The sequence below is a fragment of the Ciceribacter sp. L1K23 genome, from assembly GCF_018122705.1.
GTDB lineage: Bacteria > Pseudomonadota > Alphaproteobacteria > Rhizobiales > Rhizobiaceae > Allorhizobium.
In genome coordinates, this window is record NZ_JAGRRC010000001.1 from 3,381,750 (window position 1) to 3,392,234 (window position 10,485).

Annotated in this window: 13 protein-coding genes and 2 tRNA genes; 14 read left to right on the forward strand and 1 reads right to left on the reverse strand. The window is 63.6% G+C overall.

Going from position 1 to position 10,485, the window contains the following annotated elements; translation table 11 throughout:
- Window positions 1-6: 6 nt before the first annotated feature.
- Genes J5J10_RS16310 through J5J10_RS16325 form a run of 4 tightly spaced genes read left to right on the forward strand, consistent with a single transcriptional unit; the run spans window position 7 to window position 3,985 of the window.
- The gene (locus J5J10_RS16310; RefSeq protein ID WP_211930664.1) at window positions 7-1,104 is read left to right on the forward strand and encodes an ABC transporter ATP-binding protein; all 1,098 of its coding nucleotides are present in this window, start codon (window positions 7-9) and stop codon (window positions 1,102-1,104) included.
- 2 nt (window positions 1,105-1,106) lie between these two features.
- Window positions 1,107-1,985 (forward strand): ABC transporter permease, encoded by an 879-nt coding sequence (locus tag J5J10_RS16315; protein WP_211930665.1) that lies wholly within the window; start codon window positions 1,107-1,109, stop codon window positions 1,983-1,985.
- Window positions 1,982-2,818 carry an ABC transporter permease gene (locus tag J5J10_RS16320; protein WP_211930666.1) on the forward strand — a complete coding sequence of 279 codons (837 nt, stop codon included), beginning with the start codon at window positions 1,982-1,984 and terminating at the stop codon, window positions 2,816-2,818. Before J5J10_RS16315 ends, J5J10_RS16320 begins: the two co-directional genes overlap by 4 nt.
- A 3-nt stretch (window positions 2,819-2,821) precedes the next feature.
- Entirely contained in the window at window positions 2,822-3,985 is a 1,164-nt protein-coding gene (locus J5J10_RS16325) for an iron-containing alcohol dehydrogenase (RefSeq protein ID WP_211930667.1), read from the forward strand.
- A gap of 172 nt (window positions 3,986-4,157) precedes the next feature.
- On the opposite strand, the gene J5J10_RS16330 is transcribed toward J5J10_RS16325, so the two are convergent.
- Window positions 4,158-4,232 (reverse strand) — tRNA-Thr (locus J5J10_RS16330).
- Window positions 4,233-4,237: 5 nt separating this feature from the next.
- Here J5J10_RS16330 and J5J10_RS22525 point away from each other — a divergent pair.
- The 10 genes from J5J10_RS22525 (at window position 4,238) to J5J10_RS16380 (ending at window position 10,374) form a co-directional block, all read left to right on the forward strand.
- Complete coding sequence (locus J5J10_RS22525; RefSeq protein WP_249116759.1) at window positions 4,238-4,588, forward strand: hypothetical protein; 351 nt, start codon at window positions 4,238-4,240, stop codon at window positions 4,586-4,588.
- 118 nt (window positions 4,589-4,706) lie between these two features.
- Window positions 4,707-5,999 (forward strand): UDP-N-acetylglucosamine 1-carboxyvinyltransferase, encoded by a 1,293-nt coding sequence (murA, locus tag J5J10_RS16340; protein WP_208547960.1) that lies wholly within the window; start codon window positions 4,707-4,709, stop codon window positions 5,997-5,999.
- Window positions 6,000-6,145: 146 nt separating this feature from the next.
- Window positions 6,146-6,583 carry a DUF2948 family protein gene (locus J5J10_RS16345; RefSeq protein WP_208547959.1) on the forward strand — a complete coding sequence of 146 codons (438 nt, stop codon included), beginning with the start codon at window positions 6,146-6,148 and terminating at the stop codon, window positions 6,581-6,583.
- Window positions 6,584-6,626: 43 nt separating this feature from the next.
- The gene (hisD, locus tag J5J10_RS16350; protein ID WP_211930668.1) at window positions 6,627-7,925 is read left to right on the forward strand and encodes a histidinol dehydrogenase; all 1,299 of its coding nucleotides are present in this window, start codon (window positions 6,627-6,629) and stop codon (window positions 7,923-7,925) included.
- Between the two features lie 2 nt (window positions 7,926-7,927).
- Window positions 7,928-8,401, forward strand: coding sequence for a UPF0262 family protein (locus J5J10_RS16355; RefSeq protein WP_211930669.1), 474 nt, complete (start codon window positions 7,928-7,930; stop codon window positions 8,399-8,401).
- A gap of 12 nt (window positions 8,402-8,413) precedes the next feature.
- On the forward strand, window positions 8,414-8,872 hold the full coding sequence (locus tag J5J10_RS16360; protein WP_211930670.1) for a low molecular weight phosphatase family protein: 459 nt from the start codon (window positions 8,414-8,416) through the stop codon (window positions 8,870-8,872).
- Between the two features lie 126 nt (window positions 8,873-8,998).
- Window positions 8,999-9,217, forward strand: a complete 219-nt coding sequence (gene infA, locus J5J10_RS16365) for a translation initiation factor IF-1 (RefSeq protein WP_004117876.1) — start codon at window positions 8,999-9,001, stop codon at window positions 9,215-9,217.
- A 37-nt stretch (window positions 9,218-9,254) separates the two neighbouring features.
- Window positions 9,255-9,875 (forward strand): Maf-like protein, encoded by a 621-nt coding sequence (locus J5J10_RS16370; RefSeq protein WP_211930671.1) that lies wholly within the window; start codon window positions 9,255-9,257, stop codon window positions 9,873-9,875.
- A 2-nt stretch (window positions 9,876-9,877) separates the two neighbouring features.
- Window positions 9,878-10,069, forward strand: a complete 192-nt coding sequence (yacG, locus tag J5J10_RS16375) for a DNA gyrase inhibitor YacG (RefSeq protein ID WP_211930672.1) — start codon at window positions 9,878-9,880, stop codon at window positions 10,067-10,069.
- A 229-nt stretch (window positions 10,070-10,298) separates the two neighbouring features.
- A tRNA-Phe gene (locus J5J10_RS16380) sits at window positions 10,299-10,374 on the forward strand.
- Window positions 10,375-10,485 lie beyond the last annotated feature (111 nt).

The window sequence follows — 10,485 nt, forward strand, 5'->3', positions numbered from 1 at the left end:
CCTGTCTTGTTATCGCCGATCATCTCCGCCTCGAACATCATAAAGGACTACGGTTCCGCGCGCGCCCTGCATGGCGTTTCGCTGGACGTCGGGGAGGGGGAGTTCGTCGCGCTCGTCGGTCCGTCCGGCTGCGGCAAGACCACACTTTTGAAGATCCTCGCCGGTTTCGAGGACCTCACCGAGGGAAGGCTGCAGATCGCCTGCCAGGACATGAGCGGCGTGCCTGCCGCAAGCCGCCCGACCCGCATGGTGTTCCAGAAGCTGGCGCTCTTTCCGCACAAGACCGTGGCGGACAACATCGGCTTCCCGCTGAAACTGAAAAAGGTCGCGCCGAGCGAAATCCGCGAGCGCGTCGGCGTCATGATCGATCTGATGCATCTCAAGCGGGAGTATCTCGACCGCTATCCGGCGCAGCTTTCGGGCGGCGAGCAGCAGCGCGTAGCACTTGCTCGTGCGCTTATCTCCCAGCCCGGCGTGCTTCTGCTTGACGAGCCCATGAGCGCCCTTGATGCCAAGCTCAAGAAATCTCTCCAGGCGGAACTCAAGAAACTGCACCGCGAAATCGGCACCAGCTTCGTGCTCGTGACCCACGATCTGGAAGAGGCGATGATGCTTGCGGACCGGATCTGCGTCATGCAGGCCGGACACGTCGTTCAGGTCGGTACGCCCTCCGACATCTACTACCGGCCGGTCAACAGGTTCGTCGCCGGCTTCATCGGCGAGACCAATTTCATCCCGGTGGCGGTCGACAGTCGGGCCGCCGGTGGCGCGACGGTCAGTTCGCAATTGGTTGACGGGCAGCCCTCTGTGCTCCCTGCCGAACACGTGTCCGCCGGCCTGAGGGGAGATGGTACCGCCCTTCTCGTCAGGCCCGAGACCATCAGCTTCGTCTCGGGTGACACACCGGCCGGCGTTTGGACAATGAGTGGCACGGTCGACGAATACTTCATCAAGGGCTCCTCGACACAATATCGGGTCCGTATTCCGGGTCTCGACAGTCCAGTGGTGATGGAACTGCCCGGCTCGATCATCCAGCCGGCCGATGTCGGCGAGAAGGTTCGCATCGGCTTCGACCCCGCCTCCGCCTTTCTGTTGTCGGAGTGAGCATGAAGATCGAGCAAAAGAGCTGGAAGGACCCGGTGCTCGTGGCGGCCGTCGCGCCGCTCGCGATCGTGATGCTGGTCTTCTTCCTCATTCCGCTTCTCATGACGGTGGTGCTGACCTTCCAGACCACCCAGTATTACAGGCTGGTCTGGACCTGGGATCTGAAGATCTGGACGGAAATCTTCTCCAAGCCGCACTACTGGACGATCATTGGCCGCACCGTCGTGATGGCTGTCATCTGCGTCGCGCTGTGCCTGCTGATCGCCTTTCCCGCCGCCTACGCGCTCGCCACGCGGCTCAAGACCTACAACACCCAGATCCAGATCCTGATCGTCTTCGCCTTCCTGACCGATGCCGTGCTGAAGACCTTCGGCTGGATCCTGGTGCTCGACCGCAACGGCGTGGCGAACTGGATGCTTGCGCATGTCGGATTTCCGCCTGACGCGCTCAATCTGCTGTTTACGCCGGCGGGCACCATGATCGGCATGGTTTACAACCTAGTCGTCTATCCGATGTTCACCATCTACCTGTCGCTCGTCCGCATCGATCGCGACCTGCTGCTCGCCGCCTATGACGCCGGCGCCTCGCGTCTGCGCACCTTCTTCGAGATAACCCTGCCGCTCTCGCGCCCGGGCCTTTATTCCGGAGCGGTGCTCGTCTTCGTCCTCAGCCTCGGCGCCTTCCTCGAACCAAGGGTTCTCGGTGGGGGCACGTCACCGCTGGCATCGGAACTCATTCGCCAGAGCTTCGAGACCCGGGTCAACTGGCCGCTCGGTGCGGCGCTCACCATCGTTCTGATCACCGTCGGGGCGCTGACGCTGGCCCTTGTCGGCCTTCTTGCCAGCAAGAGAACGTCTGTCAGAGGGGAGCAGGCCGCATGATATCGCATCGTCTCAAGGACCGGCTCATCGACATCGCCCTGGTGGGGACGCTGGCGCTTCTGCTGGTGTTCTTCTACGTGCCGATCGCCACGCTCGTCGCTTTCTCCTTCACCTCGAGCCGGGTGCTGACCCTGCCGATCGAGGGTTTCTCCTTCGAATGGTATGGCGAACTGCTGCGCAAGCCGGATTTCCTTCCGGCTGTCGCCAATTCGGCGATCGTGGCCGCCGTCTCGACCGTCTTCGCAACGATCCTCGGCACTGCCGGCGCCGTCGCCTGGATCCGCTACCGGTTCCGCCTGCAACGCCTGTTCCAGATCGTTACCTTCGCGCCGCTGCTCTTTCCGCAATTGCTGCTCGGTGTCGTGATGCTGCTCTGGTTCTCCCTGCTCGGAAACTGGCTTGGTTTCTCGACGGGTCTCATGACTGTCATCATCGGCCATGTCGTCTACATCACGCCCTTCGCCCTCGTGATCGTCGCCGTCCAGGTTTATGGCTTTGACGATACCCTGGAAGACGCCGCCCGCGATGCAGGGGCCAATGGCTGGGAGGTGTTCCGCGAGGTGACCTTCCCGCTCCTCTGGCCGGGCATCTTCTCCGCCGCCATTTTTGCCTTCCTGCTGTCCTGGGGAAATTTCTATGTGTCCTACTCGCTGGCAGGCACGGCCCGAACGCTGCCGGTGTTCGTCTACAGCGGCATCGCCGTCGGCTCCTCGCCGATCTACCCGGCGCTGGCGACACTCAACTTCATTCCCGCCCTGTTCCTGGTCGCTTTCGCCGAGGTGTTTCGCCGCCGGGCTTTGAGGCGACAGGCCATGCAATCCACGGAGGCTTAGACCATGATCACCGCACCCCTCTCCGTCAGCAGCAACTGGAGCTTTCCGACCGCCGTCCGTTTCGGCAATGGCCGCATCGGCGAACTGGCCGATGCCGTCCGCTCGCTGGGTGCCGCCGCTCCGCTGGTCGTCACCGATGCCGGTCTCAAGGATCTCTTTCCGGTGCAGCGCACGCTGGAGGTCCTGCGCGAGGGAGGACTGCGGCCTGGCCTCTTCCATGACGTGAAACCCAATCCGACCGGCCGCAACGTGGCCGGGGGCGTCGAGGCCCTCCGCGCCGGCGGACACGATCTGGTCGTCGCGATCGGTGGCGGCAGCGCGCTCGACGCCGCCAAGGCAATCGCGCTGATGGCGTCGCAGACGATCCCCATGTGGGATCTGGAGGACATCGGCGACAACTGGACCCGGGCCGACACCTCGCGGCTGACGCCGGTCATCGCCATCCCGACAACGGCCGGCACCGGCTCGGAGCTCGGCCGCTCCTCCGTGATCACCCATGACGAGGAACATCGCAAGGTCATCGTCTTCCATCCGCGCATGATGCCAAACCTCGTGATCATGGACCCCGAGCTGACGACCGGTCTGCCGCCGCATATCACCGCGGCAACCGGCATGGACGCGCTTTCCCATGCGCTCGAGGCGCTCTCCGCGCCGAGCTTCCACCCGATGGCAGAGGGTATTGCGCTGAACGCCCTGCGGCTCATCAAGACCTGGCTGCCGCTCGCCGTTGCCGATGGCAACAATCTGGAGGCGCGGGGACAGATGCTGATCGCCTCGGGCATGGGCTGCGTCGCGCTGCAGAAGGGCCTCGGTGCCATCCATGCGCTGGCTCACCCGCTCGGCGCCCTTTATGATGCCCACCATGGACTGCTCAATGCGGTGCTGATGCCCTATGTCCTCGAGTTCAACGCCCCCGCGATCGACGAGAAGCTGGAGCTTCTGTCCCGCACGCTCGACCTTCCGCACTATTGCGCGGCCGGCGTTCTGGACTGGATGCTCGACCTCAGGGGGGAGCTGAACATTCCGCCCACACTTGCCGCGATGGGCCTGACCGACATCGACGAGGAAAAGGTCGTCGCCATGGCCGAGGTCGACCCCTGCGCCGGCGGCAACCCGATCCCGCTAGACCGCAAGTCGCTGCTCGGCATCCTGCAGGCCGCGCGGTAGCACCAGCAGACTACCCCGACAAACACGCGCCGGCCTCCAACAGGCCAGCGCGCCCGACCGCTTGCGTATCGCTGGGCCGCGCCAAAATGCAGCACGGCTCCCGCTTGAATGCAGGAGGATGAGCGCCCGGATGCTGATCTGTCTCGGGCAGAAATTCGAAATTTCGGAAAAATGGTGCTGCTAGAGAGATTTGAACTCTCGGCCTCTCCCTTACCAAGGGAGTGCTCTACCCCTGAGCTATAGCAGCATCTGTTGGCGACGCGGTTGCGCCGTCCGGAGCGAGTGGCCTATTGCCACAGCTTCGGCGGCAGCGCAAGCCGCAAAAAGAGTTTGATGCAACAAAAGAACTGGCGCTTGCGCCGCCTTCCGCAGCACGCGGTTTTTCGCTATGCAGGGGCCATGTCGAAAGAACCGGATGAAAAGGAGCCGACGGCGCGCGAACGTGCTGTCGCCGCCGCCAAGGAACAGCGCGAGGCGCGCGCCGCGAAGAAGCTGCGCGAGAATTTGCTGCGCCGCAAGCAGCAGGTTCGCGCCAGACGCGCCAGCGAGGCGGACGACGCAGTCGGTCTGCCTGCCGCAAAATCGACGCAGGACGATGATTAGCCGGCAATTCCCGCGTGGAATTGAAGACCTCATGCTTTTCGTCTAAAGACCCCCATCCTTCTCCGGCTGGACGACCGGACCATCATTGATAGAGGCGGGCCTCGCCCGAGAGCTGAACATGGATCGAATTCGCATTGTCGGCGGCAACGAGCTCAAGGGCGTGATCCCGATTTCCGGTGCCAAGAACGCGGCGCTGCCCCTGATGATAGCCTCGCTGCTGACGAGCGACACGCTGACGCTCGAAAACGTGCCGCATCTGGCCGACGTGGAACTGCTTTTGCGCATTCTCGGCAATCACGGCGTCGATGTTGCGGTCAACGGCCGGCGCGAGCACCAGGACGGCTCCTATGCGCGCACGATCCATTTCACCTGCCGGACCGTCGCAGATACGACCGCGCCCTACGAGCTGGTCTCCAAGATGCGCGCGAGCTTCTGGGTCATCGGTCCGCTTCTCGCCCGCGAGGGCAGGGCGCGCGTATCGCTGCCCGGCGGTTGCGCCATCGGTACCCGCCCCGTCGATCTCTTCATCGAGGGACTGGCGGCGCTGGGCGCCGACATGGAAATCGATGGCGGCTATATCAACGCCACCGCGCCGAAGGGCGGCCTGATCGGCGCCAGCTACACGTTTCCGAAGGTCTCCGTCGGTGCGACCCACGTGATGATGATGGCGGCCGCGCTCGCTCGCGGCACGACGGTGATCGGCAATGCCGCTCGCGAGCCGGAGGTTGTCGATCTCGCCAACTGCCTGATCGCAATGGGCGCGAAGATCACCGGCGCCGGCACCGCAACGATCACCATCGAGGGCGTCACGAGCCTCTCCGGCGCGCGCCACCGCGTCTTGCCGGACCGCATCGAGACCGGCACCTATGCCATGGCCGTTGCCATGACCGGCGGCGACGTGACGCTGCAGGGAACCGATGGTGCTCTGCTGGAGACGGCTCTGGAAGCGATCCGCCGCGCCGGGGCGGAGGTGACTGCCGTCGACGGCGGCATCCGCGTCATCGGCCATGGGAACGACATCCGTCCCGTCGACATCGTCACCGAACCCTTCCCGGGCTTCCCGACGGACCTGCAGGCGCAGTTCATGGGTCTGATGACCCGCGCCAACGGTGTCTCGCATGTCACCGAGACGATCTTCGAGAACCGGTTCATGCATGTGCAGGAGCTTGCCCGGCTCGGTGCCCGCATCAGCCTGTCCGGCCAGACGGCCCGGATCGAAGGCGTTCGCACGCTGAGGGGCGCGCCGGTCATGGCGACCGATCTGCGCGCCTCCGTCTCGCTTGTCATCGCCGGCCTTGCCGCCGAAGGCGAGACGGTTGTCAATCGCGTCTATCACCTCGACCGCGGCTTCGAGCGACTGGAAGAAAAGCTCGGCCGTTGCGGCGCCTCGATCGAGCGCATCAGCGACTGACTCCGACTTTCGTCGAAACGGCGGGCGGCCTTTGCCTAAAAAACGCCCGCCTGCTCATCTTCGTCGTTGCGTCCTGCAACGCAGCAACCTATTTCCAGAGAAGGTGAAATTCTAGCGTGGCCTTGCCACCGACGGACGGGATGAGCATGGAAAGCCTGAAACTGATGGCGCTCGATGGCGATGATCTGGCGATCGTCTCGGCCCACATGCAGGACGCGGTCTTCAAGGTGGGCGACATCACCTTTTCGCCGAAGGGCGGGCATTTCGCTCTCGCCGCCAACCGCTTCGTGTGGGAAAAGGCCAATGGCCAGCGCAAGACCTACGAACGTCGCCGCGCCGTGATCAGCTTCAAACGCGTGCGCGCGGTCCGCTCCGCTGGTGTCGACCGCAGCCGGTCGGATGATGTGAAGTCGCTCCTGGCGCTGCGCTATCTGCCCGATGGCGAGGGTCCGGACGGCAAGGTGGAACTCGTCCTGTCGGGTGGCGGCATGATCGTTCTGGACGTGGAATGCATTGAGGCGCAGCTGGCCGACACCGGCGGTGCCTGGGAAGCGTCGTCGCTGCCGCGGCATATAGGCGATTGATTGCCGGCGACGGCATAGTGTTGAATTGAGGGGACATACGCAGGTGGCGATCTGGCTCGAACAGACATCCGAAGGCTTTGAGAAGCGGTTCGCCGACTTCCTGACGACCAAGCGCGAGGTGTCGGACGACGTCAATCACGCCGTATCGGCGATCGTTGCCGATGTCCGGTCCCGCGGCGATGCGGCACTCGCGGACTATTCCCGCCGGTTTGACGGTATCGATTTCGCGGTGACTCCCATGCGGGTGACACCGGGAGAGATCGACGAGGCGATGAGACAGGTGGAGCCGGACGTGATCGGCGCTCTCAGGCTCGCCGCCGAGCGGATCGAAAAGCATCATGCCCGCCAGATGCCGAAGGACGACATCTACGAGGATGCGATCGGCGTCGGCCTCGGGTCGCGCTGGACCGCGATCGACGCGGTTGGTCTTTACGTGCCGGGCGGCACCGCGAGCTATCCGAGTTCGGTGCTGATGAACGCGCTGCCGGCGAAGGTTGCGGGTGTTGCGCGCATTGTCATGGTCGTGCCGGCCTCCGGCGGCCGGATCAACCCGACGGTGCTGGCCGCAGCGAAGATCGCCGGCGTCGAGGAAATCTATCGCATCGGTGGTGCGCAGGCGGTAGCGGCTCTTGCCTACGGGACCGAGAGCATCGCCCCGGTCGCCAAGATCGTCGGACCCGGCAATGCCTATGTCGCCGCCGCCAAGCGCCACGTCTTCGGCACCGTCGGCATCGACATGATCGCCGGACCCTCTGAAGTGCTTGTCATTGCCGATCGCAACAACGATCCCGACTGGCTCGCGGCTGATCTCCTGGCCCAGGCAGAGCATGATCCCGGCGCCCAGTCGATCCTGATCACCGATGACGCCGGTCTCGGCCATGCGGTCGAGGCGGCGGTCGAGCGGCAGTTGAAGAGCCTGTCGCGGTCCGAGACCGCCACGGCGAGCTGGCGCGATTTCGGCGCCATCATTCTCGTTAAGACCCTGATGGATGCGATACCGCTCGCCAATCGTATCGCCGCCGAGCACCTGGAGCTTGCCGTGGACGATCCCGACGCTCTGATGGTCGATATCCGCAATGCCGGCGCCATTTTTGTCGGGCGCCATACGCCGGAGGTGATCGGCGACTATGTCGGCGGGTCCAACCACGTCCTGCCGACGGCGCGTTCGGCACGCTTTTCCTCCGGTCTTTCGGTGCTCGATTTCGTGAAACGCACCTCGATCCTCAGGCTCGGACCCGACCAGCTGCGCCAGCTGGCGCCGGCCGCGATCGCGCTCGCGACCAGCGAGGGACTGGATGCGCATGCCCGCTCCGTTGCCATCCGTCTCAATCTCGGGGGATAGCGATGGCGGATGGGGACTTCCGGCTCTGTGACGTGATCCTGGACGAGACGATCGGTCGCTCGACCCCGGATGTCGAGCACGAGCGGGCGGTCGCCATCTTCGATCTGATCGAGGAGAATTCCTTCGAGCCTGTCGGTCACAAGGGTGGCCCCTACAAGCTCTATCTTTCGCTGGTCGACAGCAAGCTGGTGTTCTCCATCAAGACCGAGGCGGAAGAAAGCGTCGTCACCCACATCCTGTCGCTCACGCCGTTTCGCCGGATCATCAAGGACTACTTCATGATCTGCGAGAGCTACTACGAGGCGATCCGCTCCTCCACACCGAGCCAGATCGAAGCGATCGACATGGGCCGCCGGGGCATCCACAACGAGGGATCGCAAACCCTCATGGATCGTCTCTCTGGCAAGATCAGGATCGATTTTGACACCGCCCGGCGACTGTTTACGCTGGTCTGCGTGCTCTACTGGCGCGGCTAGGACCGGGCGGCGATGGCGGAGGAAAGTGAGGGCGCATCGAGGGACAGGCTGCCGGGTGCGATCCTCTTCGTCTGCGGCATGAACGCGATCCGATCGCCGATGGCCGAAGCCTTCGCCCGCCATCTCCTGCCAAAGGGCGTTTACGTCGCTTCGGCCGGTGTGCGCGCCGGTGACCGGGACCCTTTCGTCGATGCCGTCCTGGACGAGGTGGGACTGACGCTTGGAAGCCGCCGACCGCAGACGCTCGACCAGTTGGAGGACGACTATTTCGACTTGGTCGTGACGCTCGCGCCCGAAGCCCACCACGCCGCACTGGAGTTGACGCGCTCTTCCGCCGTCGAGGTCGTCTACTGGCCGATGCCCGACCCGACCGTTGCGACCGGCTCGCGCGACCAGGTTCTCTCCGCCTACCGGGAAGTGCGCGACCGGCTGGAGCGCCTGATACGGGAGCGGATTTTAAGCCGCGCCTAGGCGCTGAGAAACAAAATGGAAAAGCGTTTGCTACGTGGTTCACAAAACCGCGTTGATTGTGTAGTTTCCGCCCACATTTTCCGGACCGGGTGTCCGTGAACCGTCTGACAGAAAGAAAATCCTTCCATGCCTAAAGAAGAAGTCCTCGAATTTCCCGGTGTCGTCACCGAACTCCTGCCGAACGCGACCTTCCGCGTGAAGCTGGAGAACGAGCACGAGATCATAGCCCATACGGCCGGCCGCATGCGCAAGAACCGCATCCGTGTTCTGGCGGGCGACAAGGTGCTCGTCGAGATGACACCCTATGATCTGACCAAGGGCCGCATCACCTACCGCTTCAAGTAAAGCGCGCAAGCGCTATGAATCCGAGACGCCAGGCCCGATGGAACTGAGACAGAAGCTGATACTGGCCTCCGGCTCGCCGCGCCGGCTCGACCTCCTGAAGCAGGTCGGCATCGAGCCTGACCGCCTGATGCCGATGGATCTCGATGAGACGCCGAAGAAGTCCGAGCATCCGCGCTCGCTCGCAAGACGTCTGTCGATCGAAAAGGCGAAGGCAGCGCTTGCTATGATCAAGCCGGACCTCGCCTGGAACGGCAGCTACATCCTCGCGGCCGACACTGTCGTCGCCGTGGGACGCCGGATTCTGCCGAAGGCCGAACTCATGGAGGAGGCATCCTCCGCTCTGCATCTGCTCTCCGGTCGAAGCCATTGGGTCTTCACCGGCATCTGCCTGGTGACGCCAGATCGGACCGTGCGCCAGAAGGTGGCCGAGACCAAGGTCCGCTTCAAGCGCCTGTCGACCGCCGATATCGACGCCTATCTTGCCTCGGGCGAGTGGCGCGGCAAGGCGGGTGCCTACGGTATCCAGGGCATTGCCGGCAGCTTTGTCCAGAAGCTCGTCGGTTCCTACACCAACGTGGTTGGGCTGCCGCTCTTTGAGACCATGCAGCTTCTCTCGGGCGAGGGCTTCGACGTTCGCTCGGGCTGGGCGGAGGGCTGACCATGGTCGAACCCGCCAAGGTGGCGCCGCTGCGCAAATCCCGCCCCTGTCCCGAATGCGGCCGTCCCTCGATCCGGGAAAGCTACCCCTTCTGCTCGGAGCGCTGCCGCTCCGTCGATCTCTCGCGCTGGCTGGGCGGCCGCTATGCCATCCCCGTCGCCGACGACGAGAGCAAGGCAGAGTATGACGACTAGCGGCAGATATCGGGCTTAGCCCACGGTCCCGGAGGGGGCGGATCGGACCGAAAACCTGTCCTAACCCACCGTAATCCAAGCACTTCTTCGCCATCACGAAATCCTGTCAAAAAACTGCCGTTTAGCGCTGGACATGCACGAACAAGATGCTATAACCCCGCTCGTTCCGGGGCAAACCAAGCCCCCGGCCGGTCGCTAAGGCGCACTGGATGGCTTAACGAAGCCGGATGCCCGGATAGCTCAGTTGGTAGAGCAGCGGATTGAAAATCCGCGTGTCGGTGGTTCAAATCCGCCTCCGGGCACCATTTTCTTCCATGTCCATACCGAAGACATAGGTAACATCGTGTACCTAAGACATGGGTGACAACCTCGTGCCGAACGGGTTGTCGATGGTTTGCAAAGTCCTCTGCTCCAGG

Coding starts and splice junctions, on each gene's coding strand:
- J5J10_RS16315 (WP_211930665.1), top strand. CDS start 1,107: ATGAAGATCGAGCAAAAGAGCTGGAAGGACCCGGTGCTCGTGGCGGCC.
- J5J10_RS16320 (WP_211930666.1), top strand. CDS start 1,982: ATGATATCGCATCGTCTCAAGGACCGGCTCATCGACATCGCCCTGGTG.
- J5J10_RS16325 (WP_211930667.1), top strand. CDS start 2,822: ATGATCACCGCACCCCTCTCCGTCAGCAGCAACTGGAGCTTTCCGACC.
- murA (WP_208547960.1), top strand. CDS start 4,707: ATGGATCGAATTCGCATTGTCGGCGGCAACGAGCTCAAGGGCGTGATC.
- J5J10_RS16345 (WP_208547959.1), top strand. CDS start 6,146: ATGGAAAGCCTGAAACTGATGGCGCTCGATGGCGATGATCTGGCGATC.
- J5J10_RS16355 (WP_211930669.1), top strand. CDS start 7,928: ATGGCGGATGGGGACTTCCGGCTCTGTGACGTGATCCTGGACGAGACG.
- J5J10_RS16360 (WP_211930670.1), top strand. CDS start 8,414: ATGGCGGAGGAAAGTGAGGGCGCATCGAGGGACAGGCTGCCGGGTGCG.
- infA (WP_004117876.1), top strand. CDS start 8,999: ATGCCTAAAGAAGAAGTCCTCGAATTTCCCGGTGTCGTCACCGAACTC.
- J5J10_RS16370 (WP_211930671.1), top strand. CDS start 9,255: ATGGAACTGAGACAGAAGCTGATACTGGCCTCCGGCTCGCCGCGCCGG.
- yacG (WP_211930672.1), top strand. CDS start 9,878: ATGGTCGAACCCGCCAAGGTGGCGCCGCTGCGCAAATCCCGCCCCTGT.